This window comes from Janthinobacterium tructae (genome assembly GCF_006517255.1).
Taxonomy (GTDB): domain Bacteria; phylum Pseudomonadota; class Gammaproteobacteria; order Burkholderiales; family Burkholderiaceae_D; genus Janthinobacterium; species Janthinobacterium tructae.
Map to the genome: position 1 here is coordinate 4171195 of NZ_CP041185.1, position 25397 is coordinate 4196591.

General features: G+C 63.0%; 22 protein-coding genes. 14 read left to right on the top strand and 8 right to left on the bottom strand.

Annotated elements, in window-relative coordinates; all coding sequences use genetic code 11:
* Positions 1 to 28: 28 nt before the first annotated feature.
* From FJQ89_RS18250 to ccoS, 5 genes are read left to right on the top strand one after another with little or no spacing between them, the layout of a single operon-like run.
* On the top strand, positions 29 to 1690 hold the full coding sequence (locus tag FJQ89_RS18250; protein ID WP_141171193.1) for a methyl-accepting chemotaxis protein: 1662 nt from the start codon (positions 29 to 31) through the stop codon (positions 1688 to 1690).
* A 25-nt stretch (positions 1691 to 1715) separates the two neighbouring features.
* Positions 1716 to 3164 carry an oxygen-independent coproporphyrinogen III oxidase gene (hemN, locus tag FJQ89_RS18255; RefSeq protein ID WP_141171194.1) on the top strand — a complete coding sequence of 483 codons (1449 nt, stop codon included), beginning with the start codon at positions 1716 to 1718 and terminating at the stop codon, positions 3162 to 3164.
* A 9-nt stretch (positions 3165 to 3173) separates the two neighbouring features.
* Positions 3174 to 3944, top strand: a complete 771-nt coding sequence (locus FJQ89_RS18260; RefSeq protein ID WP_141171195.1) for a sulfite exporter TauE/SafE family protein — start codon at positions 3174 to 3176, stop codon at positions 3942 to 3944.
* Positions 3945 to 3966: 22 nt separating this feature from the next.
* Entirely contained in the window at positions 3967 to 6408 is a 2442-nt protein-coding gene (locus FJQ89_RS18265; protein WP_141171196.1) for a heavy metal translocating P-type ATPase, read from the top strand.
* Between the two features lie 2 nt (positions 6409 to 6410).
* Complete coding sequence (gene ccoS, locus FJQ89_RS18270) at positions 6411 to 6596, top strand: cbb3-type cytochrome oxidase assembly protein CcoS (RefSeq protein ID WP_141171197.1); 186 nt, start codon at positions 6411 to 6413, stop codon at positions 6594 to 6596.
* Here the strand turns inward: ccoS and FJQ89_RS18275 are convergent.
* The 3 genes from FJQ89_RS18275 to FJQ89_RS28500 form a co-directional block, all read right to left on the bottom strand.
* Positions 6584 to 7921, bottom strand: coding sequence for a hypothetical protein (locus tag FJQ89_RS18275; protein ID WP_341474466.1), 1338 nt, complete (start codon positions 7919 to 7921; stop codon positions 6584 to 6586). The genes ccoS and FJQ89_RS18275 overlap by 13 nt on opposite strands.
* 134 nt (positions 7922 to 8055) lie before the next feature.
* Positions 8056 to 8799 carry an effector protein Tle3 domain-containing protein gene (locus FJQ89_RS28495; RefSeq protein ID WP_243136115.1) on the bottom strand — a complete coding sequence of 248 codons (744 nt, stop codon included), beginning with the start codon at positions 8797 to 8799 and terminating at the stop codon, positions 8056 to 8058.
* Positions 8784 to 9956, bottom strand: coding sequence for a T6SS effector phospholipase Tle3 domain-containing protein (locus tag FJQ89_RS28500; RefSeq protein WP_423245218.1), 1173 nt, complete (start codon positions 9954 to 9956; stop codon positions 8784 to 8786). The genes FJQ89_RS28495 and FJQ89_RS28500 overlap by 16 nt, the downstream gene beginning before the upstream one ends.
* Positions 9957 to 10253: 297 nt before the next feature.
* Between FJQ89_RS28500 and ccoN the strand changes: the two genes are divergently transcribed.
* The 6 genes from ccoN (at position 10254) to FJQ89_RS18310 (ending at position 15440) form a co-directional block, all read left to right on the top strand.
* A complete protein-coding gene (ccoN, locus tag FJQ89_RS18285) occupies positions 10254 to 11681 on the top strand; it encodes a cytochrome-c oxidase, cbb3-type subunit I (protein ID WP_141171198.1) in 1428 nt (475 codons plus the stop codon).
* A 15-nt stretch (positions 11682 to 11696) separates the two neighbouring features.
* Complete coding sequence (gene ccoO / locus FJQ89_RS18290) at positions 11697 to 12311, top strand: cytochrome-c oxidase, cbb3-type subunit II (RefSeq protein ID WP_071080090.1); 615 nt, start codon at positions 11697 to 11699, stop codon at positions 12309 to 12311.
* A 1-nt stretch (position 12312) separates the two neighbouring features.
* Positions 12313 to 12513, top strand: a complete 201-nt coding sequence (locus tag FJQ89_RS18295) for a cbb3-type cytochrome oxidase subunit 3 (RefSeq protein ID WP_071080089.1) — start codon at positions 12313 to 12315, stop codon at positions 12511 to 12513.
* Positions 12506 to 13426, top strand: coding sequence for a cytochrome-c oxidase, cbb3-type subunit III (gene ccoP / locus FJQ89_RS18300; protein ID WP_141171199.1), 921 nt, complete (start codon positions 12506 to 12508; stop codon positions 13424 to 13426). The genes FJQ89_RS18295 and ccoP overlap by 8 nt, the downstream gene beginning before the upstream one ends.
* A 4-nt stretch (positions 13427 to 13430) precedes the next feature.
* On the top strand, positions 13431 to 14813 hold the full coding sequence (gene ccoG / locus FJQ89_RS18305; protein ID WP_141171200.1) for a cytochrome c oxidase accessory protein CcoG: 1383 nt from the start codon (positions 13431 to 13433) through the stop codon (positions 14811 to 14813).
* Positions 14814 to 14915: 102 nt separating this feature from the next.
* Positions 14916 to 15440, top strand: coding sequence for a FixH family protein (locus FJQ89_RS18310; protein WP_141171201.1), 525 nt, complete (start codon positions 14916 to 14918; stop codon positions 15438 to 15440).
* Positions 15441 to 15443: 3 nt separating this feature from the next.
* Here FJQ89_RS18310 and fnr read toward each other — a convergent pair whose 3' ends face one another.
* The gene (gene fnr, locus FJQ89_RS18315; protein ID WP_071080086.1) at positions 15444 to 16202 is read right to left on the bottom strand and encodes a fumarate/nitrate reduction transcriptional regulator Fnr; all 759 of its coding nucleotides are present in this window, start codon (positions 16200 to 16202) and stop codon (positions 15444 to 15446) included.
* A gap of 239 nt (positions 16203 to 16441) precedes the next feature.
* Here fnr and FJQ89_RS18320 point away from each other — a divergent pair, with 239 nt between their 5' ends.
* Positions 16442 to 19516 (top strand): response regulator, encoded by a 3075-nt coding sequence (locus FJQ89_RS18320; protein ID WP_141171202.1) that lies wholly within the window; start codon positions 16442 to 16444, stop codon positions 19514 to 19516.
* A 115-nt stretch (positions 19517 to 19631) separates the two neighbouring features.
* On the opposite strand, the gene FJQ89_RS18325 is transcribed toward FJQ89_RS18320, so the two are convergent.
* Genes FJQ89_RS18325 through modA form a run of 4 tightly spaced genes read right to left on the bottom strand, consistent with a single transcriptional unit; the run spans position 19632 to position 22605 of the window.
* A complete protein-coding gene (locus tag FJQ89_RS18325; RefSeq protein ID WP_141172881.1) occupies positions 19632 to 20399 on the bottom strand; it encodes a TOBE domain-containing protein in 768 nt (255 codons plus the stop codon).
* A gap of 40 nt (positions 20400 to 20439) precedes the next feature.
* Positions 20440 to 21141, bottom strand: coding sequence for a sulfate/molybdate ABC transporter ATP-binding protein (locus FJQ89_RS18330; RefSeq protein ID WP_141172882.1), 702 nt, complete (start codon positions 21139 to 21141; stop codon positions 20440 to 20442).
* 17 nt (positions 21142 to 21158) lie between these two features.
* Positions 21159 to 21830: a molybdate ABC transporter permease subunit gene (gene modB / locus FJQ89_RS18335; protein ID WP_141171203.1), complete on the bottom strand. Its 672-nt coding sequence runs from the start codon at positions 21828 to 21830 to the stop codon at positions 21159 to 21161.
* A 16-nt stretch (positions 21831 to 21846) separates the two neighbouring features.
* On the bottom strand, positions 21847 to 22605 hold the full coding sequence (gene modA / locus FJQ89_RS18340) for a molybdate ABC transporter substrate-binding protein (protein ID WP_141171204.1): 759 nt from the start codon (positions 22603 to 22605) through the stop codon (positions 21847 to 21849).
* 137 nt (positions 22606 to 22742) lie between these two features.
* On the opposite strand from modA, the gene FJQ89_RS18345 reads away from it, so the two are divergent.
* Together FJQ89_RS18345 and FJQ89_RS18350 are read left to right on the top strand one after the other, a co-directional pair.
* Positions 22743 to 23975 (top strand): putative DNA modification/repair radical SAM protein, encoded by a 1233-nt coding sequence (locus tag FJQ89_RS18345; protein ID WP_141171205.1) that lies wholly within the window; start codon positions 22743 to 22745, stop codon positions 23973 to 23975.
* Positions 23972 to 25396, top strand: coding sequence for a UdgX family uracil-DNA binding protein (locus tag FJQ89_RS18350; RefSeq protein ID WP_141171206.1), 1425 nt, complete (start codon positions 23972 to 23974; stop codon positions 25394 to 25396). The genes FJQ89_RS18345 and FJQ89_RS18350 overlap by 4 nt, the downstream gene beginning before the upstream one ends.
* Position 25397 lies beyond the last annotated feature (1 nt).

The window sequence follows — 25397 nt, forward strand, 5'->3', positions numbered from 1 at the left end:
CTCTTTAACTGATCAGGAAGCCGCGACCATGCGCCAAAATTTGCCAGTGACTAACCGTGAAGTTCTCGTCTTGGACGATCAGGCCATCGTGTCGAAAACGGATATGAACGGCAATATCGTGTATGTGAATCCGTACTTCAGCCAGGTCAGCGGCTTCAGCGAGGCAGAGCTGATCGGTTCGCCGCAAAATATCGTGCGCCACCCGGACATGCCGGCCGAAGCGTTTGCCGACATGTGGACCTCGATCCAGGCCGGCACGCCGTGGACGGGCCTGGTCAAGAACCGTTGCAAGAACGGCGACTTTTACTGGGTGCGCGCCAACGTCACGCCCATCCGCGAAGCAGGCAAGACCATCGGCTACATGTCGGTGCGCGTGAAGGCTGACAAGGATCAGGTCAAGGCGACCGAGGAAGCCTACGCGGCCATCCGCAACAAGGAAGGCGGCAACATTGTCATCAAGAACGGGCAAATCGTGCGCCCGGGCCTGGCGCACCTGCTGCACAACCTGACGCACATGTCGCTCAACCTGCGCATCTGGGCCGCCACCTCCATCGTCAACTGTCTGCAACTGCTGGTGTGCGTCATCAGCCTGTTCGCCAGCGGCGGCAAGATCACCAATTACGCCATCTTCGGCGCCACCCTGTTCGGCTTCCTGATCAACGTTTTCCTCTGGTACACCTTGCGCATGTCCGTGCTCAAGCCGCTGGGCAAGGCCCTGAACGGCGCGCGGGCAATTGCCGCCGGCGACCTGTCGGGCAGTTTCGAAACGGACAGCACGGATGAAATGGGCCAATTGCTGCGCGCGCTGCAACAGATGAACAGCAACCTGATCGCCACCATCCGCGACGTGCGTATCAACGTGGAAACCATGGCCGTGGCCACCAAGCAAATCGCCGCCGGCAATATGGACCTCTCGGGCCGCACGGAATCGCAGGCGGCCAGCCTGGAAGAGACGGCCTCGAGCATCGAGGAATTCTCGTCGACGGTGAAACAGAACGCGGACAACTCGGTGCAGGCGAACGAGCTGGCCGTGGCCGCCTCGAAAGTGGCGGTGCAGGGTGGCGAGATCGTTTCCGAAGTGATCACCACCATGGACGACATCAACACCTCGTCGAAGAAAATTGTCGACATCATCGGCCTGATCGAAGGCATCGCCTTCCAGACGAATATCCTGGCCCTGAACGCGGCCGTGGAAGCGGCCCGCGCCGGCGAACAGGGCCGGGGCTTTGCCGTGGTGGCGGGTGAAGTGCGCAACCTGGCGCAGCGCTCGTCCGTGGCAGCCAAGGACATCAAGCAACTGATTGAGATTTCCGTCGGCAAGGTGGGCGCCGGCATGCTGCAGGTGAACCGCGCCGGCGCCACGATGGAGCAGGTGGTCAGTTCCGTCAAGCAAGTCACCGCCATCATGCAGGAAATTTCCATCGCCTCGCGCGAACAGAGCATCGGCGTCGACCAGGTCAACCAGGCCATCGCCCACATGGACCAGGTGACGCAGCAGAACGCGGCCCTGGTGGAGGAAGCCGCCGCCGCCGCCACGCGCCTGGCGGAAGAAGCGGCCAGCCTGTCGCAAGCCGTGAGCCTGTTCAATTTCGGCAAGATGCCGCCACCGCGCCGCGTCGCCATGCCTGGCGGCAAGGGAGGCGCCGCGAACACGGGCAAACCCGCCGCTCTGAAACGCCTGGCCGCTTAACACCTTTCAAGACCTTATACACATCATGCCTACACTACTCAGCAGTGCTTCCGCCGACCTGGACGCCGTCGTCGAATTCGACCCGGTCATCATCGGCAAGATGAGCCAGTCCGGCCCCCGCTACACCTCATATCCGACCGCCGACCGTTTCAGTGCCGACTTCGGCTACGGCAACTTCCTCGAAGCGCTGGCCGCGCTGCGCATGCGCGGCGGGCGCCGTCCGCTGTCGCTGTACGTGCACGTGCCGTTCTGCGACACCCTGTGCTACTACTGCGCCTGCAACAAGATCATCACCAAAGACCGCAGCAAGGCCGCCACCTATCTCAGCTATCTGAAACAGGAAATCGCCATGCAGGGCAAGCTGTTTGCCGGCATGAACCAGATCGAGCAGCTGCATTTCGGCGGCGGCACGCCGACCTACCTGAGCGAAAAGCAGATGGATGAGCTGATGTTGCATTTGCGTCAGCATTTCGAGTTCGCTTCCGATGAAGACGGCGAGTATTCGATCGAAATCGACCCGCGCACCGTGTCGCGCGAACGCGTGTTTTCGCTGCGCGCACAAGGCTTTAACCGCATCAGCCTGGGCGTGCAGGATTTCGATGCCGACGTGCAAAAAGCCGTCAACCGCATCCAACCGGAAGCGGAAACGGTGGCCATCATGCAGGCCGCGCGCGACGCCGGTTTCCGCTCGGTCAGCATCGACCTGATCTACGGTTTGCCCAAGCAAAACCTGGAGACCATGACGGAAACCTTGCGCAAGGTGATCAGCGCCAGCCCCGACCGCATCGCCCTGTACCACTACGCGCACATGCCGCACCTGTTCAAGCCACAGCGCCGCATCCTCGACGCCGACATGCCCGACAGCGCCACCAAGCTGGCCATGCTGGGCCTGTGCATCGCGCGCCTGACGGCCGCCGGCTATGTCTACATCGGCATGGACCATTTCGCCAAGCCGACGGACGACCTGGCCGTGGCGCAGCGCCAGGGCCGCTTGCACCGCAACTTCCAGGGTTATTCGACGCGCGCGGAAGCCGATCTGATCGCCTGCGGCGTGTCGGCCATCAGTTCCGTCGGCGCCGTCTACAGCCAGAATGAAAAGACGCTGGACGCCTACTACGAAAAGCTCGACGAAGGCGTGCTGCCGATCGCGCGCGGCATCAAGCTCGATACCGATGATTTGTTGCGCCGTATCATCATCCAGATGTTGATGTGCAATTTCGAACTGTCGATCGCCACCATCGAGCAAGCCCACCCCGTCAAATTCCGCAGCTATTTCGCCGCCGAGCTGGAAAAGCTGCGCGAACTGGCCCGTGACGGCTTGCTCGTCATCGAGGAAGACTGGCTGACGGTGACGCCGAAAGGGCGCTTGCTGATCCGCAATATCTGCATGGTCTTCGACCGCTACCTGACGCAAGCCCGCGCCAACGCGGCGCCGGATGCGGTGCAACCGCTGCGCTACTCGAAAACGGTGTAACGCCGCCCGATGAACGCCCTCAGCCTCGTGCCCATGTTCATGGTCGGCCTGGCCGGCAGCGTGCACTGCATCGGCATGTGCGGCGGCATCGTGGGTGCCCTGTCGATCAGCGGCGGTGCACCGGCGGCGCCCACGCGCCCCGTGATTGCCATCGCCGTGGCGCGCCCCGCATTGCAGACAAGCTTGCAATCGAACGTGCTGCGCGTGCTGGCCTACAACGGCGGGCGCATCGCCAGCTACATGCTGGCTGGCGCACTGGCCGGCAGCCTGGCGGGCGCGGGCATGCTGCACATGGCTTCCCTGCAAGTGGCCGGCTACTGGCTGGCCAACCTGATGCTCGTCGCCCTGGGCCTGTACCTGATGGATGCCTGGCGCGGCCTGGCGCATCTGGAAGCGGCCGGCAATATCGTCTGGCGCCGCGTGCGCCCTTTGTTGAAACCCCTGATGCCGATGGATACGCCGCTAAAAGCGCTGGCCGTGGGCGGCCTGTGGGGCTGGGTGCCGTGCGGCATGGTCTACAGCGCCCTGCTGACGGCCATGCTGCAAGGTTCGGCCCTGCAAGGCGCCGCCGCCATGGCCGCCTTCGGCCTGGGCACGCTGCCCATGCTGCTGGGCATGGGCTTGCTGGGCACGCGCCTGCGCGCGCAGATGCAGCGCCGTCCCGTGCGCATCGCCAGCGGCTTGCTGGTGCTGGGCTTTGGCTTGCTGGGCCTGCTGCGCGCCGCGAATGGCGTGTCGCTGGGCTGGCTCGACGCCCTGTGCGTCACTGGCCATCCATGAAAAGATGCATGAAAACAAACCTATGAATGCTGTGTTACAACCGTCCGCCTGCTTCCATTGCGGCTTGCCCGTGCCCAGCGGTTCCAACTGGCACGTCACCATCGACGAACTGCCGCGCGCCATGTGCTGCCCCGGCTGCGAAGCGGTGGCGCAAACCATCGTCGACATCGGCCAGAGCGCGTATTACCGCGACCGCGACGAATACGCCGTCAACGCATTTGATGCCACCCTGATGCCGCCCGAATTGCGTTTGTACAGCAATGACGACGCGCAATTCGCGCGCGACGCCAGCAGCTGCGAAGCGACCTTGTCCGTCGAAGGCATCCGCTGCGCCGCCTGCGTCTGGCTGATCGAACGCCAGCTGACGCGCCTGCCCGGCGTGCAGGCGGCCAGCCTGAACGTCGCCACCGAGCGCCTGTACGTGCGCTGGAGCCGCGCCGAATGTGAACCGGGCGACATCCTGCAAGCCGTGCGGCAAGTCGGCTACACGGCGTATCCGTATGATGCCGTGCGCCATGGCGAGCGCCTGCAAAAGGCCAGCAAGACCCTGGGCCGCCAGCTGTTCGTGGCGGGCCTGTCGATGATGCAGGTGATGATGTACGTGGCGCCCGCCTACCTGGCCGCCGAGGACGGCACACTGGACGACAGTATGGCCAGCCTGATGCGCTGGGCCAGCCTGCTGCTCACCTTACCGGCCATCTGCTATTCCGCCATGCCGTTTTTCCAGGGCGCCTGGGCCAGCCTGCGCGCACGCACGCTGGGCATGGACGTGCCCGTGGCGCTGGGCATCCTGGCGGCCTTCTTCGGCAGCGTGGTGGCGACCTTTACGGGCCGCGGCGAGGTGTATTACGACTCGGCCACGATGTTCATCTTCCTGCTGCTGTGCAGCCGCTATTACGAGCTGCAGGCGCGCCGCAAGGCAGCCTCGGCGCTGGAGCGCTTGCAGCACGCCTTGCCCGCCTCCGCGTCGCTGATGGCGGGCTTTCCCGACCACCGCGCCACCATCCTGGTGCCGGCCGGCAGCCTGGCAGTGGGCGACATCATTTTAGTCAAACCGGGCGAGGCAATCGCCGCCGACAGCGTCATCATCGAAGGCACGAGCGCGCTCGATTTATCGCTGCTGACGGGTGAGAGCGCGGCCCAGCGGCGCAAGACGGGCGAGCAGGTGCCGGGCGGGGCCATCAACGCCAGCGCGGCATTGATCCTGCGCGTCTTGAAACCGGCGCGCGAAAGCACCTTGTCCGATTTATTGAAACTGATCGAGCGGGCCGGCAGCGGCAAGCCGCAGATCGCGCAGTGGGCCGATAAAGTGGCCGCCTGGTTCGTGCTGGGCCTGCTGCTGTTTGCCGTCGCCGTGTTCGCCTTCTGGAGCTGGCACGATGCGTCGCGGGCCTGGCCCGTGGCCATCGCCGTGCTGGTCGTGTCGTGCCCGTGTGCGCTGTCTCTCGCCACGCCGACGGCGCTGGCGGCCGCCACCGACAGCCTGCTGCGGCGCGGCGTGCTGATCGTCCAGCCGCATGTGCTGGAAACCTTGCACCGCGCCACCCATATCGTCTTCGACAAGACGGGCACCCTGACCCTGGGCCGGCCCGTGCTGCAACAGATCGAGGGACTCGGCAGCATGACGGAGGACGCCTGCCTGCAGGTGGCCGCCGCGCTGGAAGCGGGCAGCGCCCATCCGCTGGCACAGGCGATCCTGGCCGCCGCCGAAGTGTTGCCAGGACAGCAGCCGCGCGCGCATGCGGAACAATTGCAGGAAGTGCAGGGCCAGGGACTCGAAGGCGTGATCAATGGCGTACGCTACCGCCTGGGCAATGCGGCCTTTGTCGCCGCCATCGCCGGGCCGCCGCTGGGCGACACGGCCGTCGGCATGCAAGGCATGACGCCGCTGTACCTGGGCACGCAGGGGCGCTGGCTCACGCGTTTCCTGCTCAGCGATGCGCTGCGCCCGGAAGCGCGTGAAGTGGTCGCGTATTTCCAGCGGCGCGGCAAGCAAGTCGTGCTGCTGAGTGGCGACCAGGAAGCGCTGACGCAAAGCGTGGCGACGCAGCTGGGCATCAACACGGCGTGCGGCGAATGCCTGCCCGATGAAAAACTCGATTTCGTGCAGCAATTACAAGCGACGGGCGCCGTCGTGGCGATGGTCGGCGACGGCATCAACGACGCCGCCGTGCTGAGCGGCGCCGACGTCTCGTTCGCCATGGGGTCCGGCGCCGCGCTGGCGCAGGCGCATGCGGACACGGTGCTGCTGTCGAGCCAATTGGTTTCCGTGCTCGACACGGCGAAAACGGCGGCGCGCAGCATGCGCATCATCCGCGAAAACCTGGGCTGGGCCACCCTGTACAATCTGACGGCCATCCCGGCCGCCGCGCTGGGTTACCTCAACCCCTGGCTGTCCGGCGTCGGCATGGCTGCCAGCTCGGCGGTCGTCATCGCCAACGCCCTGCGCTTGCGGAAAGCCTGAACATGGAAGCACTGTACCTCCTCATCCCCTTAAGCGTCGTGGTCGTCTTCATCGCGCTGTGGGTGTATTTCACGGCCTCGGACAGCGGCCAGTTCGACGACCTCGTCGGACCGGGCCTGCGCGTGCTGCAGGACGACGATACGCCGCCGCCGGAAGCGGCCGCCCCTCCGGCCACTCAACGCGAATAGCCTTGCGACCCCGGCCGCGCATCGAAGCGCCGGCCCCACCACGGCAAGAACACGGTATTGCCGCCGCGCGCGCGGAACCACGGCTGTTCGTGGTCGATGGGCCGCACGACGGCCGGCGGCGCCACCACCACGGCAGTCACACTCTCGCTGTCGCTGCTGCCCGCCACCAGCACGGGCCGGCCCACGTGGTTCGCATAAGCGATGGCCAGCGCCACGTTGGTCAGCGCCGTGCCGGCGCCCGTCTCGCCCAGCAAGGCCGTCATGTCGAAGATCTGACGGTTGAAATCGAAGTCGGGCAATTGCTGCGTCAGGCATTGCGCCAGCGGACCAATGCGCTCCGACGAGAACGGATAGACGGCACCCGCATCGTGGATGACGTAGCCGATGGCGTCGTCGTTCAATTGCGCATTGCGGGCGGCAGCGTCGATGCCAGCGCTCCACGCCTGCACGGCGCGCGGGGACTGTCCCTTGTCGGCGGTGAAATCGGCGACCTTGCGCGTAGCGGGAAAGCCCAGCCAGGCCAGCGGCGCGCGATCCGTCTTGTAGCCGGGGCCGGCCAGCACCAGCAAGACCATGTTTTCATTGATCTGCTCATCCTTGGGCGGATAACTGGGCGCATCCCAGTTCATCACCCACACGGTCTTGTCGGGGTTGGCCTGCAGGTAGGCCAGGCCCGCCGCCAAGGACGTGAAGCCCGCATTGGCGCCGCCCATGGTGACGCGCACGTCGGGCGGCGTGGCTGTGGTCCAGGAGTCGGGGAAGGAGGGGTTGCCGATGCTGAAGGCGCGCCTGATTGTATCCTGCACATATTTTCCGGCTTCTATGGGATCGAGACGTCCCGCAGGCAGCGCGTATTCAACGTGGATGCCAGCCAGTTCGCGGCGCGTGGATTTGTCGGTCAGCGAGTGCGCATTGTAAAAATACTCTTTGCAGGAAAAGTAGATATCCCGGAAAAGATAAATCAACTCGGTAATGTATTTGTGATGGTAGCCTTTAAAGGTTTCTGTCCCATCATTACCATAGGCAATCATGCCTATCGATTGCACCTTGCCAAAACGCACGGGGTTCTCTTTCACTTTGCTATCGTCCTTGTTTGGCTTCGCCAGGCCCAGTGTCCACAACAGTTGCCATTCAGTCGGATAGTCGCGCCGCTGCAGGGGATTGAGCCACTGCACGCCCACGACTTGCGCCATGTACGGTTGCTCGGGCGCAGCAGGGATGACGGCGGCAACCAGTGCCGCGACTGGCGTCTTGCTGGCGCAGGCTGACGTTAAAAAAAGCACGGCAAGCGCCAGCAATGCCGGCATCAACAATAGTCGTTTCATCAGCAATCCTTCTTCAAGAGGAACGTCGACTGGCGGGGCCTGCAATACCGACCAAAGTGCAATACCAGACGCAAGACTGAAAACAAAGATGCTCCAGCCCACCCTGCGCGGAAGAGTAGCAATCAAGTTGTACATCAGGATGTCTCCGGGCGCTTGTACATGCGCTCATCCACAATTTCAGAAGGCATGCGCCCTGTGCTGCCATCACTTTTAACCCACTCCAATAACGGCTTTTTCTTAAACAAACCAAGCTTGAAATACTCAAGAAAAATTCTGTTTGGATTACCCCTTTTTTCCAGCTCCTTCAACAATCGCCAATCCGCAATCACTCTCAATTCCCGCATCGCCTCCTCGCTGATATGACACACCCCAATCGCCACGTCATACGCCAGCGCCTTTTCCGCGTGCCAGGGATTGGTCAGGATGGTGGAGTGGTCGGTGGCATGCGTGTCGCAGGTCGCCACCAGTTGCCCCTGGATTTCCTGCTTGCGCCATTCCAAATATTCCGGCGTGGCGGTGGACAGGTCGTCTTCCATCATCGCCTTGCCGTCATTGCCGTCCAGCTTCTCGCGGCGGGCCTTCATGCGCAGGCGGGCATGGTCTTCGTAGCGCAGTGCCGCCTCGGTATCGCGGTCGCCCTGCGGCGTGCCGCCCACGCTTGTATCGGCATACGGCTCGCCTTTCTGACGTGCCTTGCCCGCATGGCGGTGCGTGCCAGGCGGATCGAGATTCTGGTCGAACTGCGGGCTGGGTACGCCAAAGCGCACGGCCTGCGGTGTAAACACTTCCGGCAAGGCGGGCGCCGTCACGGGGATGCGCCAGTCGTCGGGCGGCACGGCATTGATGGGGGTCTTCAGCATCTTCATGAGGGCCGACATGGCGGAGGCCGTGCGCACGCTCGCCGCCTTGCCGGTCGCGCTGATGCTGGCGCGCACGCCCTTGTCTGGATCGTATTTGGAGATCGGCGAATGAGGATGCCAGAAATCGGCGCTGCCCCGCGCGGGCTGGCGATAGTGATTGCTCCAATAGTCATAATCGCCATGCTGGCCAACGGGAAAGCCTTGCGCAAACACCCGCTGGGTAAACACACCGTCGCCGCGCGTGGCCTTGATCTGTTCGGCGCTGAGACCCAACCAGCCGCGCGCACGATGTCGAAAAATGCCGCCAGGGTCTGGCGGCGCGCCTTGCCGCTTTGCCGGCCCACATTGCCATCGACATCCCTGACTTGCCCCTGCAGCCAGCCTTCGGTGTCGTTTCTGCGCAACAGGCTGTACGGAGGGTTGCACAAGACATGAGTATCGGCCACGCAACGGCCACTTTTGCCTGCCGCATCCCGCACGTCGGGCATCTTGTTACCCAGAAACGCGGCAGCGATGCCCACCATATTGCCCTGGCTGTGACACACCAGCGTGATGGGCACGTCGGCCTGCTGCCGGCGGATGGCCGCCACCAGGTGCGCCAGGCGCAGCGCGGCCAGCACGAAGTAGGGGCGCGGCGGGCAGGCATACACGATGCGGTCGTTGACGGGATTCAGATGCTCGATATGGATGAACAGGAAGAGGGCATCGGACAAGCCCTCGCCCCACAGGTCCGGCAGCGAGGAGCAGCCATTGGCGAACGGGCCGCCGCCCCAGTAAGCGTGTTCGTTCAGGTAGACCGAATCGCCATACTGCTGCAATTCCTTGTCGCTGGCCTTGTAGCCCCAGCGGAACTGGATCACGGGCGAGAAATGCGCTTGCGGCACGATGAAGGTGCTGGCCGTATAGTCGGGATCGACATAGCCGTCATCGCTCAGTTCGCTTCGATAGCGCAGCGGCGTCAATTGTCCGGCCTCGGGCGTGGCGTGGCACAGGTGCTCGTTGCAGCGCTTCATGCGCGTGTTCAGGCCCTTGCACAGGCCTGCTTCGGCCGCGCGGTACCACTCGCCGTCGGAATTGACGCCATGCACGAAGATGACGATGCCCGGCGACGGCATTTGCTGCAGGCAGTCGAGCAGGCTGTAGCTGAACAGGGACGTTCCGTTGAACTTTCCCACAACCAACTTAATATCTTCACCATCCGCTGGCGCGCTATCGGCATGACTCATGGCTAGCCCTCATCATGACTGGACCGTCCACTGTAAACCGTTGCTAATCTACATGTTTTAAGCTATATCAAGCCAGCGCTTGCAGGGATCTTGCATGGCTTTTTTTACCCAAATCACAATTTATTTCGATGTCAGTTAGCTATGCTTATTTCATCCGGGGAATTTTGATCCACATCAAAGTTTTTTCGCAGTCAAACACTTACTCTCTGGCCACCATCATAAATAGTAATTCCAGGGAGAGTCTTTGTGGATCAATCGCTGAACTATAACTACAAGATCGTGAAGCAATTCGCGGTCGCTACTGTGGTATGGGGCATCATCGGCATGCTGGTTGGCGTTATCATCGCCGCTCAGTTGGCCTGGCCTGCCCTGAACCTCGACATACCATGGCTGACATACGGACGCTTGCGTCCGCTGCACACGAATGCGGTAATTTTCGCCTTCGGCATCTGCGGCCTGTTCGCCACCTCGTACTACGTTGTACAACGCACCTGCCAGGTGCGCCTGTTTTCCGACAAACTGGCCGCCTTCACCTTCTGGGGCTGGCAAGCAGTGATCCTGTGCGCCGTCGTCACCCTGCCCATGGGCCTGACGCGCGGCAAGGAATACGCCGAACTGGAATGGCCTATCTCCATCCTCATCGCCGTCGTCTGGATCGCCTACGCCATCGTGTTCTTCGGCACACTGATCAAGCGCAAGGTCAAGCATATCTACGTGGCCAACTGGTTCTTCGGCGCCTACATCCTGGCCGTGACGATTTTGCACGTGGTCAATGGCGCCGTCATGCCAGCCTCGTTCACCAAGTCGTATTCCGCCTATGCGGGCGTACAGGACGCCATGATCCAGTGGTGGTACGGCCATAACGCGGTGGGTTTCATCCTGACCGCCGGCTACCTGGGCATGGTCTACTACTTCATCCCGAAACAGGCCGAGCGCCCCGTGTACTCGTACCGCCTGTCCATCGTCCACTTCTGGGCGCTGATCTTCACCTACATGTGGGCGGGCCCGCATCACCTGCACTACACGGCATTGCCTGACTGGACACAATCAATCGGTATGGTCTTCTCGCTGGTCCTGCTGGCACCAAGCTGGGGCGGCATGATCAACGGCATCATGACCCTGTCGGGCGCCTGGCACAAGCTGCGCACCGATCCGATCCTGAAATTCATGATCGTCTCGCTGTCGTTCTACGGTATCGCCACCTTCGAAGGTCCGATGATGTCGATCAAGACCATCAACTCGCTGTCGCACTACACCGACTGGACCGTTGCCCACGTGCATGCGGGCGCTCTGGGCTGGGTGGGCTTCATCACCATGGGTTCGATCTACTATCTGCTGCCACGCCTGGCGGGCCGCACGCAGATGCACAGCACGCGTCTGGTCGACGTGCACTTCTGGGTGGCCACCATCGGCATCGTGCTGTACATCGCCGCAATGTGGATCGCCGGCGTGATGCAGGGCCTGATGTGGCGTGCGGTCAATCCGGACGGCACCCTGACCTACACCTTTGTCGAGAGCGTGAAAGCAACATATCCGTACTACGTGGTGCGCGTGGCCGGTGGCCTGCTGTACCTGTCGGGTATGTGCATCATGGGCTACAACACCTGGATGACCTTGCGCGGCAGCAAACTCCCCGTCGCCCGCATTCCGGAACTGAACGCGGCGCACGCCTGATAGGAGCAAAAGCAAATGAAATTTTCACATGCATGGATTGAGAGAAACCCCTGGCTGCTGATCGCCCTGGTCACGGTAGTGATCAGCATCGGCGGCGCCGTCGAGATCATTCCCCTGTTCTTCCAGAAGAGCACGACGGAACCGGTCGCCGGCCTGAAGCCGTATTCGCCGCTGCGCCTGGCGGGCCGCGACATTTACGTGCGCGAAGGCTGCTACAACTGCCACTCGCAGATGGTACGTCCGCTGCGCGCGGAAACGGAACGCTATGGCCACTATTCGGTCGCTGGCGAGTTCGTGTATGACCGTCCGTTCCAGTGGGGTTCCAAGCGCACGGGGCCGGATCTGGCCCGCGTGGGCGCCCGCTACAGCGATGAATGGCACCGCACGCACTTGAACAACCCGCGCGACGTGGTGCCCGAGTCGAACATGCCGGCCTACCCATGGCTGGCGAAGACCAAGCTGGTGCCTGACGACATCATGCCGAAGATGCGCGCCCTGCAACGCCTGGGCCAGCCGTACAGCGATGCGGAAATCACCGCCGGCCCGGCGCAGCTGCAGGACAAGACGGAAGAAGACGCCCTGGTCGCCTATCTGCAAGGCCTCGGTACATTAATCAAAACAAGGAATTAGCATGGCAATCGAGAACCTGTTTGACAGCGCCAGCAGCGTCATGACGGTGGTTTCCTTTACGACGTTCGTAGGCATCCTGTGGTGGACGTTCAGCCGCAGCAATAGCGACTTCGACGCGGCGGCACGCCTGCCGTTCGACGACGAGGCGCTCGACTACGCGGCCGATGCCGCACCGGCACAAGGGGAGCGCAACCATGGCTGACTTTACCAATGGCTTCTGGAATATCTACATCGTCGTACTGTCCCTGCTGGGCATCATCGGCTGCGGCGTGCTGCTGTACTCGCAGTCGAAAATCAAAGTGGTCGAAGGCGCGCCTGCCGACGGCACCACGGGCCACGTCTGGGACGAGGACTTGAAGGAACTCAATACGCCGATGCCGCGCTGGTGGATGTGGTTGTTCTACATCACCATCGTCTTCGCCCTGGCGTATCTGTTCCTGTACCCGGGCCTGGGCAATTATGCCGGCAGCCTGGGCTGGAAATCGACGGGCCAGTATGAGGAAGAGCTGAAGAAGGCGGAAGCCGACTACGGTCCCCTGTTCAACAAGTACCTGAGCCAGGACTTGAAGACGGTGGCCGCCGATCCGCAGGCGCATGCCATCGGCCAGCGTTTGTTCCTGACCTACTGCGCGCAATGCCACGGTTCGGATGCACGCGGCAACAAGGGTTTCCCCAACCTGACCGACAAGGACTGGCTGTATGGCGGTGAACCCGACATCATCAAGACCACCATCATGCATGGCCGCAATGGGCAGATGCCACCGATGGGCGCCGCCCTGGGCTCCGAAAAGGATGTCGAGAACGTGGCCCATTATGTGCTGAGCCTGTCCGGTTCCACCTCGGACCCCGTCAAATCCGTGCTGGGCAAAGCCAAGTTCGGTGCCTGCATGGCCTGTCATGGCGCCGATGCGAAGGGCAATCAGATGCTCGGTTCGCCTAACCTGACGGACAAGATCTGGCTGTACGGCGGCAGTGCCGATACCATCATGGAAACCGTACGCAAGGGACGCAACAACACCATGCCGGCCTTCAGCGATTTCCTCGGCGAGTCCAAGGTCCACGTGCTGTCGGCCTATGTCTGGAGCCTGTCGAATCCCCAGACGTCCGTGAAATGATGTAATGGAACCTCAAGTCATCAAGATGTATGCGGCCCGCGAGCAGATCTACCCTCGCGAGGCCAAAGGACGCTACGCTACCTGGCGATGGGTATGCGTATGGCTTACTCAGCTGGCGTTCTACGGCTTGCCGTGGTTGACCTGGAATGGCAGGCAAGCCCTGCTGTTCGATTTGACCACGCGCAAGTTCTACATTTTCGGCGTCGTGCTGTGGCCCCAGGATTTCATCTATCTGGCGGCCCTGCTGATCATCTGTGCGTATTTGTTGTTCCTCGTCACGGCCATCGCCGGGCGGGTGTGGTGCGGGTTCTCTTGCCCGCAAACGGTATACACGGAAATCTTCCTGTGGGTCGAACGCCGCATCGAGGGTACGCGCAGCGCGCGCATGGCCCTCGACAAGCAGGGACCGTCCGTGCGCAAGGCCTTCAAGAAGACGGCCAAGCACCTGGCATGGGGCGCCATCGCCCTGTGGACGGGCTTTACCTTTGTCGGCTATTTCACGCCGATCAAGGAACTGGCGCGCGAGGTGACCACCCTCAATTTCGGTCCCTGGGAATGGTTCTGGGTCTTGTTCTACAGCCTGGCAACCTACGGCAACGCGGGCTGGCTGCGCGAGCAGGTGTGCAAATACATGTGCCCCTACGCGCGCTTCCAGAGCGCCATGTTCGACCAGGACACCCTGATCATCACTTACGATGCCAAGCGCGGCGAACCGCGTGGCGCCATCAGCAAGAAGGCTGGCAACAACGACAAGCTGGGCGATTGCATCGACTGCACCCTGTGCGTGCAAGTATGTCCGACCGGCATCGATATCCGCAACGGCCTGCAGTATGAATGCATCGGCTGCGCCGCCTGCGTCGATGCCTGCAATACCGTGATGGACAAGGTCGACCGGCCGCGGGGACTGGTACGCTACAGTACCGACCATGCGATGGAAAACAACTTCAATTCGAAGCAGATCCGCCAGCGCGCCATGCGCCCGCGCGTGCTGATCTACACTTCCATCCTGGCCCTGATCATCATTGCCGTGTGTACCTCGCTGGCCCTGCGCACGCCCCTGAAAATGGACGTGATCCGCGACCGCGGTTCGATGGGACGCGAAGTGGAAGACGGCATGATCGAAAACGTCTACCGCTTGCAGATCATGAATACCTCGGAGCAAACCCAGCACTTTAAAATCAGCGCTTCCGGCTTGCCCGGCCTGACCTTGCTGACGCGCGAAGAGGTGACCTTGCAGCCGACGGAAACGCTGGGTTGGCCGATCCGCCTGCGCGTGCCGCACGGCGTGGGAGAAAAGGGTTCGAACAAGATTGCGATCGAATTGCACTCGCTGGACGACCCGTCGCTGCATGTGCGTGAAAGCGCGGTATTCATCGTGCCGCGTTAACAAGGAAAGGCGGACGGGGACCGGGTGCCCTCGCCGCCGCCATGAAGTTGCAGGAAGGCCAGTCCCCGCATGGGGATTGGCCGATTAAACAGGAGAAATATCATGTCCGACAGTCTCAAGCTGCAAGCCCCCGTTGCCCCGTGGTACAAGCATCGCTGGCCATGGCTGCTGATGATCGGTCCCGGCCTGTCCGTGGTCGTCGGCAGCTGCATGGCGTATATCGCGTTTACGCAGCCCGATGCCTTGGTGGTGGGTGATTATTACAAGCAGGGCAAGGCGATCAACCAGGACTTGCGGCGCGATACGATCGCCAGCGACCTGGCGATGGATACCAGCCTGTCCTATGATGTGGCGTCAGCGCGCCTGAGTGGTTCAGTGCACAGCTTCGGCAAGGCTTACCAGGGTCCGTTGCAGCTGCATCTGGCGCATGCGACCCTGCCGGAAAAGGATATCAAGCTGCTGGTGCAGCCCGATGCGGCCGGCAATTTCTCCGTGGCGCTGCCGATGCTCGAGCGCAGCCGCTGGCAAGTACTGGTGGAAAACGACAAACGCGAGTGGCGCCTGTCCGGCATCTGGACCTGGCCGCTGCAGCGCAGCATCGCGCTGCATGCCGATGAAGAGCTGTAAGCCTTATTTGCAGACGTCCGTGCCGGCCGTGATAGCTTTTAACTTGGCCGGCTGCAAGATCTCGATCTCGCGGTTGGAGACGCGCAGCCAGCCTTCCTTCTTGAATTTCGACAATAAACGGCTGACGCTCTCGATGGTCAGCCCCAGGTAATTGCCGATTTCCTCGCGCGACATGCGCAGCTGAAATTTGCTGGCCGAATAGCCACGCGCTTCATAGCGCGAGGCCAGGTTGACGATAAAGGCGGCAAAACGCTGGGTCGCCTGCATATTGCCCAGCAACAGCATGACGCTTTGCTCGCGCGTGATTTCCTGGCTCATCATGCGATGGAAATGGCGCAGCAGGGTCGGCATATTGCCCAGCAATTGTTCCAGGCTGGAAAAAGGAATTTCACACACTTCGCTGTCTTCCAGCGCCACCGCATTACAGTGGTGGCGGTCGGCGCTGATGGCGTCCATGCCCAGCAGTTCGCCAGCCATCTGGAAACCCGTCACCTGCTCTTCACCGCCCGGATTGATCTGGTACGTCTTGAAGTGCCCCAGGCGGATCGCGTACAGATTCTGGAACGAGTCGCCGATGCGGAACAGCGAGGCACCGCGCACGATCTTGCGGCGGCGGCCGATGATCTGGTCCAGCCTGTCCATGTCGCCCACATCGAGGCCCATCGGCAGGCACAATTGATGCATGCTGCAGGTCGAGCATCGCGCACGCAACGCTTCCACGGTCACTGTGGGCATGGTGGGAGTGAGTAGCGCTTCAGTCATGTCGGTACCTTTTAGAAAATGCAATAACGAGTTTACTGCATACAGGGTTGCCGTGTGCCAATTTCACCGCATTTCCGCTGAATAAACGACGTTCTGACTTTAATTATATGGCAACATCGTTAAAAGCCCATGTGGGAAAGGCAATTTGCGCGGCGCCGCTTGCCAAGTTGATGTATTGATAGGAAAATTCCCGACAGCATTAGCTGCCGCCTGTACCACCCGGTACTGAAAAGGAAATCATGAAGCCTCTCGGCATCAAAGCAAAAGTCGCGCTGGTCACCAGCCTGACCTCGGTCGCCATGATCGCGCTGGTCACCATGATACAGGTGCAGCACATGCGCGCCGACTTCACCCGAGTACTGCTGAGCCAGCAATCTGCCCTGATCACCCGCACCGCTGCCGAGCTCGACGACAAGCTGGGCATGCTGCTGCAGATCGTCACCCTGACGGCCAGGCAGCAGCCGCCGGAACTGATCGCCCGGCCCGCCCAGTTGCGCGAATACTATGCGCGCCGCTCGATGCTGATACTGTTCGACGACGTGCTGGTGCTCGATGCGCAAGGCGCCATCGTGGCCGACATGCCGGAAGTGGCGGGGCGCGCCGGCATCAACGTCGCCGAGCGCGAGTATTTCCAGACCGTCCTGCGCACGCGCCAGCCCATGATCACCGAACCGATGCTGGGCAAGTCGAGCGGCATGCCCATCGTGCAGATGGTGGCGCCCGTGCTCACCGCCGATGGCCAGGTGGCCGGCGTGGTGATCGGTGTGCTGCGCCTGTACAAGGATAACCTGCTGGGACGCCTGCGTTCGGAAAAGATCGGCAAGAGCGGCTATTACTTCGTCCTCACGCGCGGCGCCGTGCCACGCTACGTGCTGCACCCCGAGACCAGCCGCTTGCTGCAGCCGCGCCAGCCGAACGCCAACCTGACCACCACGCAATTGCTGAAGCAAGATGGCGAAGGCAGCATGGTCAGCACCAACAGCCGCGGCATCACGGCCGTCAACAGCTTCAAACGCCTGAAATCGGTGAACTGGCTGCTGGCCGCCTCGCTGCCTCTCGACGATGCATTCGAACCGTTCGATGGCGTGCTGTACCGGCTGGTGCTGTGGAGCGTCCTCGCTTCGCTGCTGGCCGCGTTTATTCTGGGCTGGGTCACCGTGCGCCTGCTATCGCCGCTGGTGCGCCTGCGCGACACGCTGCAAGCCATGCGCACCAGCGGCAGCCGTTTCACGCCCGTGCCGGTGCGGCAGCGCGACGAGATCGGCGAACTGACGGAAGCGTTCAACGGCCTGATGAGCGAACGCGACCGCCTGCAGCAGGAACTCGAAGCGCGCGCGGCGGAGCTGGAGCAGGAGCGCGACCGGGCCGAGGCGGCCAACCGCGCGAAGAGCGATTTCGTGGCCAACATGAGCCATGAAATCCGCACGCCCCTCAACGCCGTGCTGGGCATGGTGTATTTGCTGGGCAATACCAGACTCGATACGGAACAGCGCAAGTATCTGACCATGGTGCGCGTGGCGGGCCAGTCGCTGCTGGGCATCCTCAACGACGTGCTCGACTATTCGAAGATCGAGGCGCGCCGCATGGAATTGTCGCCCGTCGAATTCGACCTCGACGAGGTGATGAACACGCTGGCCACGACGATGACCATGAATGCGGGTGAAAAAGAGCTGGAACTGGCCATCGCCGTCGAGCCCGACGTGCCGCGGCGCCTGATGGGCGACGCCCAGCGCCTGCAGCAGATCCTCGTCAACCTGGCCGGCAACGCCATCAAATTTACCGAGAGCGGCGAAGTGGTGGTGGCCGTCAGCCTGGCCGAAAGCCAACAAGACCGCGCCTGGCTGCGCTTCGAAGTGCGCGACACGGGCATCGGCATGACGGAACTGCAGCAACAGCAACTGTTTGCCGCCTTTTCACAGGGCGACCAGAGCATCACGCGGCGCTTCGGCGGCACGGGCCTGGGCCTGGCCATCAGCAAGCAGCTGATCCACATGATGGGCGGTGATATCGCCGTGGCCAGCAGCGAAGGCAAGGGTAGCCGCTTCTGGTTCAGCGTGCCGTTTGAGATGCTGGCGCAGCCGCCCGAAACGCGGCGCACGCCGGCCCTGGGCCAGCTGCGCCTGCTGGTGGCCGACGATAACCGCACCACGCGCGAACTGATCGTCAAGCTGATCGAGGCCTGGGGCTGGCTGGCCGACGAAGTGGACTCCGGCTTTGCCGCCATCGAACTGTACCGCGAACGCCTGGCGCAGCAACAACCGTACGACGTGGTGCTGGCCGACTGGCACATGCCCGTCATGGACGGCCTAGCCACGGCCAAGGCCATCCGCCAGGCGGCCAGCGGCCAGCGCCAGCCCATCGTGGTGATGGTCAACGCCTTCGCGCGCAACCACCTGGAAGAAATCTCCAGCGCGGCCGAGGCCGATGTCGTGCTGATGAAGCCGATCACGGGTTCGAGCCTGTTCGATGCCCTGCACCAGGCGCTGATCGCCAAGAACGACGGCGGTGAACAGCGCATCTTGCACCAGCCACTGGGCACGGAACTGGCAGGCGTGCATTTCCTGCTGGTGGAAGACAATCATTTGAACCAGGCCGTGGCGCGCGGCATCCTCGAGCACATGGGCGCCACCCTGGACGTGGTGGGCGACGGTTTGCAAGCGGTGGAGCGGCTGCGCACGGAAGCGCTGCGCTACGATATCGTGCTGATGGACATGCAAATGCCCGTCATGGACGGCTTCAGCGCCACCCATATCATCCGCACGGAACTGCGCTTGAACTTGCCCGTGATCGCCATGACGGCCGGCGTGCTGGCGTCCGAGCGCGAGCGCTGCATGACGGCCGGCATCAGCGATTTCATCGCCAAGCCCGTGGTGGTGGAAGAGATGATGGCAGTCATCCTGCGCCACCTGCCGAAGCGCCCGCCCGTGCAGACGGCCGAGCCGGCGCCCGTCGCCGACGAGGAAGTGTTTTCCATGGCGCCGCTGATGCGCGTGATGGGCCGCGATGCGAAAGGGCGCGGCGTGCTGCGGCGCATGGTGGAAGACGCGCTGAACAAGGGCATGACGCCCGTGCGCGACGCCGAAACCGCGTTGCAAACGGGGCGCCACAGCGACGTGGCGCGCATCCTGCACGGCGTGCGCGGCTCCGTCGGCACCCTGGGCACGAAACGCCTGATCCGCGCCGCGTTTGCCACCGAGGAAGCCATCGACGCGGGCCGCCTGGACGAGGTGCCAAGCCTGCTGGCGCAGACGGCGCAGGAACTCGAGCAGGCGCTGGCGGCGGCGGCGAATTGGTTGTCGAGGCTGAAAGATTAAAAGAGTAGGTCGGATTAGCGGGGGCCGCCGAGGTGCGGCACGCCGCGTAATCCGACAACATTGTTGGCGGATCATGTCGGATTACGCGCTTGCGCGCTAATCCGACCTACGCAATTTACGCCGGCACGCCCAGAATCACGCTGGACGCTTTAAAAATTGCCGTCACGCTGCTGCCGATGGCGATGCCCAGGTCGGTGCTGCTCTGGTTGGTGATGATGGCGGCAATCGTGCCGCCGCGCGGCAAGTCCAGCACCACTTCCGTGTTGACGGCGCCCGTCTGCACGCGCGTCACAAGCCCGGCCAATTGGTTGCGCGCCGAAAAGCGCGCCCCTGCGCTGTCCGCCACGAGGATGATCGACGACGCCTTGATCAGCGCAAACGCTTCCGCGCCCGGCACCAGGCCCAGGCTTGCGCTGCTGCCCTGCGTGACGATGGCAACGATGTGCTGGCCGCCTGGCAATGCCAGGGTCACTTCATCGTTGACGGCACCTTGTTTCAGTTCGGCCACCTTGCCCAGGAATTGATTGCGTGCCGTGGTTTTCATGGCCATTCTCCGTATGAGTAAAAGATCGTCGGCGATGCCTTCGGCCTGGCTGCCCAATTGGCGCAGGTAGCGGGCATGCTCGCGCTCGATGATGCGGAAATTGTCGACCAGCTGGCGTCCCCGTTGCGTCAGCCGCGTGCCGCCGCCGCCCTTGCCGCCCGTCAAGCGCTCAACCAGCGGCTCGCCAGCCAGGTTGTTCATCGCGTCGATGGCGTCCCAGGCCGCCTTGTAGCTCATCTTCACAAGCTTGGCCGCCTGCGTGATGGAGCCGCATTCGGCGATGGCGCCCAGCAATTCCACCCTGCCGGCACCACCCAGGTTTTCTCCGCCCACCGTCATCCATACCGAGCCTTGCAGGCCGATTTCCGCTGCCGCCGATTTATCCAATCCGTTCACCCAATGCCATGTGTTCTTCCCTGTTATCGATCTGTCCGTCACGCAAGTACAGCACATGCTCACCCAGGATGCGCGCATCTTCCGGATCATGGGTGATCAGGATCATGGGCACGTCCAGGCGCTGCTGCCACTGGCTCAGTTCCAGGCGCATTTTGACACGCAGGGCCGGATCGAGGGCGGCAAACGGCTCGTCGAGCAGCAGCGCGTTTGGCTCGGCCACGAGTGCCCTCGCCAGCGCCACCCTTTGGCGCTGGCCACCGGACAACTCGTCGGGATACTGGTGCGCCAATTCCTGCAAGTGGAAGGCGGCTAGCCAATGCTCGACCTTCTGCAATTTTTCGCGCGCGCGCGGATTGAACCAGCCGCGGCTCAGGCCGAAGCCCACGTTCTGGCGCACCGTCAGGTGCGGGAACAGCGCGTAATCCTGGAACAGGTAAGCGACATTGCGCTGCTGCGGCGGCAAATTGATGCCGGCGGCCGAATCGAACAAGGTACGGCCATTCAGGCGGATATGGCCGGCGTCCGGTGTAAACAGTCCGGCAATGGCTTTCAAGGTCATGCTCTTGCCGGCGCCGGAGGGGCCATACATGGCGATGCGCTGGCTGTTCGAGGTGCATTGCACCTGCATGTCGAAGCGGCGTTTGCCGGAGCGCAAGGTGGCGCGAATGTCGAGGTCGAGTTGCATGGGCATCATCATAGGCCTCATTTGTGCGCGATGCGCCCGGGCGCCAGGCGGCCAGCCGACAGCAGCACCACGATGCAGACAAAGGAGATAATCACGACCAGCGTATTGGCCACGTCGTCCTGGCCCGCCTGCACGGCTTCATACACGGCCACCGACAGGGTCTGCGTCTTGCCGGGGATGCTGCCGGCCACCATCAGGGTGGCGCCGAATTCGCCCAGCGCACGCACAAAACCCAGCAGCACGCCAGCGAGGATGCCGCGCCAGGCCAGCGGCAAAGTCACGCGGAAAAAGATGGCCATTTCCGAGATGCCCAGCACGCGGGCCGCCTGCTCCAGTTGCCCGTCGACGGCCTCGAAGGCGGCGCGCGCCGGCTTGAAGACGAGGGGAAAAGCCACCACCGTGGAAGCGATGACGGCGCCCTGCCAGGTGAAGATGAGGTTGATGCCGAAGTTGTCCTGCAGCCAGATGCCCAGGGTGCCGCGCCGGCCCAGCAACACCAGCAGGTAATAGCCGAGCACGGTGGGCGGCATCACCATCGGCAGGGTCAACAGGGCGTCGAGCAGCTCACGCCCGGGAAAACGCGTGCGCGCCAGCAGATAGCCCGTGCCGATGCCGAGCAACAGATTGAGCGCCGTGGCCCAGGCCGCTACTTTGAGCGACAGGGCCAGCGCGGTCCAGGCGATATCCATGTGCAGTCGTTTTACTTTATGGCTTTTTAAACCCGTATTTGGCCAGGATGGCTTGCGCCGGCGCCGTCTGCAGGTAGCTGACGAAGCGCTTCGCTTCGGCCGCATTGCCGCTGCCCTTGATGGTGGCGATCGGATACAGCACGGGCGAGGCCAAAGGCACCTCCAGCACCACGTTGACCTTGTCTTTCATGATGGCCGCGTCGGTGGCGTAGACAAAGCCCGCATCGACTTCGCCGCGCGCCACATAGTCGAGCGACTGGCGCACGTTCTGCGTGCCGATGGCTTTCGGCTGCACGGCGTCCCACAACTGCGCCTTCTTCAGCGCGCCTTCGGAGTAACGGCCGACGGGCACGCTGGCCGGGTTGGCGATGGCCACGCGGGTCACGCCCTTGTGCGTCAGGTCGCTCAAGCTCTTGATGCCCAGCTTGCTATCGTGCGGCACGATCAGCACCAGGCTGTTGCTGACGAAATCCTGGCGGTCGGCCGGCAGCACCAGACCCTGCTTTTGCGCAGCATCCATGGTTTCCTGGTCGGCCGAAGCAAACACGTCCACGGGCGCGCCCTTGACGATCTGCTGCAGCAGCACGCCCGAAGCGGCGAAGTTCAAGGACACCTTGCTGCCCGGATATTGCGCCTCATAGCCTTGCGCCGCATCCTTGAACGCATTCGTCAGGCTGGCCGCGGCCGACACCACCACTTCGCCGGCAAAGGCGGAGGTGGCGGCAGTAGCGAGGAGGGCGGTGCCGAGGAGCTTGGCGAGGGAAGTGAGGCGCATGATCGTATCCTTGATGAGAAGAGAACCAGGCCCGTAATATACACTGATATATAACGTTCTGCCATGGTGCAAGTCAAGACAGCGCAAGGCGCATTCCCTGATATACTGTATATAAACACAGTATATCGAGGCGCACCATGGAATTGACGGACAAGCTGGAAATCCTGGCCGACGCGGCCAAGTACGACGCGTCCTGCGCCAGCAGCGGTGCGCCCAGGCGCGACTCCATCGGCAAGGACGGCTTTGGCGCCACTACGGGCATGGGCATCTGTCACAGCTACACGCCGGACGGGCGCTGCGTCTCGCTGCTGAAAATCCTGCTGACCAATTACTGCCTGTACGATTGCCAGTACTGCGTCAACCGGCGCAGCTCGAACGTGCCGCGCGCGCGGTTTACCGTGGCCGAAGTGGTCAAGCTGACGAGCGACTTTTACCTGCGTAATTACATCGACGGTCTGTTCCTCAGTTCCGGCATCATCCGGTCGGCCGACTACACGATGGAGCAGCTGGTGCAGGTGGCGCGCGAGTTGCGCGAGGTACACCAGTTCCGCGGCTATATCCATCTGAAAACCATCCCCGACGCCGACCCGGCCCTGATCGCGCAGGCGGGCCGCTACGCCGACAGGCTCAGCGTGAATATCGAACTGCCGACGCAGGACAGCGTGCAAAAACTGGCGCCGGAAAAAAGCGTGCACACGATCAAGCTGGCCATGGGCGCCATCCGCCGCAAGCTCGATGAGAAAGCGGAAGAACCGCGCTCGCCCCGTTTCGCGCCGGCCGGGCAAAGCACGCAGATGATCGTCGGCGCCGACGCCAGCGACGACCAGCAGATCCTCTCCACGGCAGAGACCCTGTACGGCAGCTACAAGCTCAAGCGCGTGTACTACTCGGCCTTCAGCCCCATCCCGGACAGCCCGAAAAGCGTGCCGCTGGCGCCGCCGCCGATGCTGCGCGAACACCGGCTGTACCAGGCCGATTTCTTGCTGCGCAGCTATGGTTTCCAGGCCAGCGAATTGCTGCCCGCCAGCGGTGGCAACCTGGCGCTCGATATCGATCCGAAACTGGCTTGGGCGCTCGCGCACCGCGAACATTTTCCGCTGGACTTGAACCGCGCCGCGCAGCACATGATCGCGCGCGTGCCCGGCATCGGCCTGCGCAACGCGCAGCGCATCGTCGACCTGCGCCGGCTGCGGCAGGTGCGCTACGCCGACCTGTCGCGCTTGCGCTGCAGCATGAAGAAAATCGCCCCCTTCATCATCACGGCCGATTACTTTCCCGCGCGCGACACCACCGCCTCGGAGCACCTGCGCCGCGCCATGGCCGATGCGCCGCAGCAGCTGAATCTGTGGCCGGAACTGCAGGCAGCATGAAAGAAGTCAATGAGCGCGTGGTGCGGCTGGCGCAATCGTTCGACGCATGGCGCGCGGCGGCGCGCGAACTGATCGCGCGTGGCGTGCCACCTGCGGACGTGGCCTGGCAGTCGCAAGCGGGCGATGGCGACCTGTTTTCCTCCACGCCGGATGCCACGGATACCAGCGCGCCGCCGCTGCGCCTGCCCCGTCCCCTGGTGGAACTGCTGGAAAACGCCGCCTGTTTCAACGTGCATGACCGCTGGGCCTTCTTGTATCAGGTACTCTGGCGCTGGCAGCAGGGCCAGCACGACGTGCTCTCGCCGGCCGACGCCGACGGCGCGCGCCTGCACGCCATGGCCAAGGCCGTCCGGCGAGAAGAGCACGACATGCATGCGTACGTGCGCTTCCGCGAACGCAGCGAGGCCGAGGGCGCACCCCGCTTCGTCGCCTGGTTCGAACCCGTGCACGAGGTGCTGCCGCAGGTGGCGCGCCACTTCGCGCGCCGCATGGGATCGACCAGCTGGATGATCGCCACGCCGACGGCCAGCATGCTGTGGGACGGTCAGACCTTGCACGCGGGGCCGGCCCTGCTGCGCGGCGCGGCCGAGATCGACGATGCGGGCGAAGCGCTGTGGCTGACCTACTACCGCAGCATCTTCAACCCCGCGCGCGTGAATGCCGACTTGCTGCACAGCCACATCCCTTCACGCTTCTGGAAAAACCTGCCCGAAGGCGCCATCGTGCCCGCCATGCTCAGCGGCGCGGCCAACGGCGAGCGGCGCACGGGCCAGACGGCCACTGTCGGCCAGCGCAGCGGCGCGGCCATGATTCCGATTTCGGCCGAGCGCGCCCAGCCCGCGCGCGACGCGCCCACGACGCTGGACCAGTGCCGCCGCTGCGAATTGTGGCAGCACGCCACGCAAGCCGTACCCGGAGTGGGTCCGCAAACCGCCCGCATCATGCTCGTCGGCGAACAACCGGGCGACCAGGAAGACCTGGCGGGCCTGCCGTTTGTCGGCCCGGCCGGCGCACTGCTGGAGCAGGCACTGCGGGAAGCGGGCGTGGCGCGCGACAGCCTCTATCTGACCAACGCCGTCAAGCATTTCAAGTGGGAACCACGCGGCAAGCGCCGCCTGCACAAGACGCCCGCGCAGCGTGAAATCCTCGCCTGCCATGGCTGGCTGGAAGAAGAGATCGAGCGGGTCCAACCACAGGTGATCGTCGCGCTGGGCAGCACGGCATTGAAATCAATAATGCAAGATGGCGCGGCGAGCATGACGCCGCTGCTCGGCACGCCGGCGCAGCACGATGGACGCTGGGTGGTCAGCGTGTATCACCCGGCGTATGTGCTGCGCGCGCTAGACGAGGCGAGCCGGCGGCAGGCGTATCGCGTGATCGTCGAGGGCTTGCAGCACGCGTTGACGCTATTGCAGGACTAGC

Excerpts from the sequence above, each read along its gene's own strand:
- FJQ89_RS18250 (WP_141171193.1), top strand. The coding sequence starts at position 29 with ATGCGCCAAAATTTGCCAGTGACTAACCGTGAAGTTCTCGTCTTGGAC.
- hemN (WP_141171194.1), top strand. The coding sequence starts at position 1,716 with ATGCCTACACTACTCAGCAGTGCTTCCGCCGACCTGGACGCCGTCGTC.
- FJQ89_RS18260 (WP_141171195.1), top strand. The coding sequence starts at position 3,174 with ATGAACGCCCTCAGCCTCGTGCCCATGTTCATGGTCGGCCTGGCCGGC.
- FJQ89_RS18265 (WP_141171196.1), top strand. The coding sequence starts at position 3,967 with ATGAATGCTGTGTTACAACCGTCCGCCTGCTTCCATTGCGGCTTGCCC.
- ccoS (WP_141171197.1), top strand. The coding sequence starts at position 6,411 with ATGGAAGCACTGTACCTCCTCATCCCCTTAAGCGTCGTGGTCGTCTTC.
- FJQ89_RS18275 (WP_341474466.1), bottom strand. The coding sequence starts at position 7,921 with ATGAAACGACTATTGTTGATGCCGGCATTGCTGGCGCTTGCCGTGCTT.
- FJQ89_RS28495 (WP_243136115.1), bottom strand. The coding sequence starts at position 8,799 with ATGTCGGCCCTCATGAAGATGCTGAAGACCCCCATCAATGCCGTGCCG.
- ccoO (WP_071080090.1), top strand. The coding sequence starts at position 11,697 with ATGAAATTTTCACATGCATGGATTGAGAGAAACCCCTGGCTGCTGATC.
- FJQ89_RS18295 (WP_071080089.1), top strand. The coding sequence starts at position 12,313 with ATGGCAATCGAGAACCTGTTTGACAGCGCCAGCAGCGTCATGACGGTG.
- ccoP (WP_141171199.1), top strand. The coding sequence starts at position 12,506 with ATGGCTGACTTTACCAATGGCTTCTGGAATATCTACATCGTCGTACTG.
- ccoG (WP_141171200.1), top strand. The coding sequence starts at position 13,431 with ATGGAACCTCAAGTCATCAAGATGTATGCGGCCCGCGAGCAGATCTAC.
- FJQ89_RS18310 (WP_141171201.1), top strand. The coding sequence starts at position 14,916 with ATGTCCGACAGTCTCAAGCTGCAAGCCCCCGTTGCCCCGTGGTACAAG.
- fnr (WP_071080086.1), bottom strand. The coding sequence starts at position 16,202 with ATGACTGAAGCGCTACTCACTCCCACCATGCCCACAGTGACCGTGGAA.
- FJQ89_RS18320 (WP_141171202.1), top strand. The coding sequence starts at position 16,442 with ATGAAGCCTCTCGGCATCAAAGCAAAAGTCGCGCTGGTCACCAGCCTG.
- FJQ89_RS18325 (WP_141172881.1), bottom strand. The coding sequence starts at position 20,399 with ATGACGGTGGGCGGAGAAAACCTGGGTGGTGCCGGCAGGGTGGAATTG.
- FJQ89_RS18330 (WP_141172882.1), bottom strand. The coding sequence starts at position 21,141 with ATGCAACTCGACCTCGACATTCGCGCCACCTTGCGCTCCGGCAAACGC.
- modB (WP_141171203.1), bottom strand. The coding sequence starts at position 21,830 with ATGGATATCGCCTGGACCGCGCTGGCCCTGTCGCTCAAAGTAGCGGCC.
- modA (WP_141171204.1), bottom strand. The coding sequence starts at position 22,605 with ATGCGCCTCACTTCCCTCGCCAAGCTCCTCGGCACCGCCCTCCTCGCT.
- FJQ89_RS18345 (WP_141171205.1), top strand. The coding sequence starts at position 22,743 with ATGGAATTGACGGACAAGCTGGAAATCCTGGCCGACGCGGCCAAGTAC.
- FJQ89_RS18350 (WP_141171206.1), top strand. The coding sequence starts at position 23,972 with ATGAAAGAAGTCAATGAGCGCGTGGTGCGGCTGGCGCAATCGTTCGAC.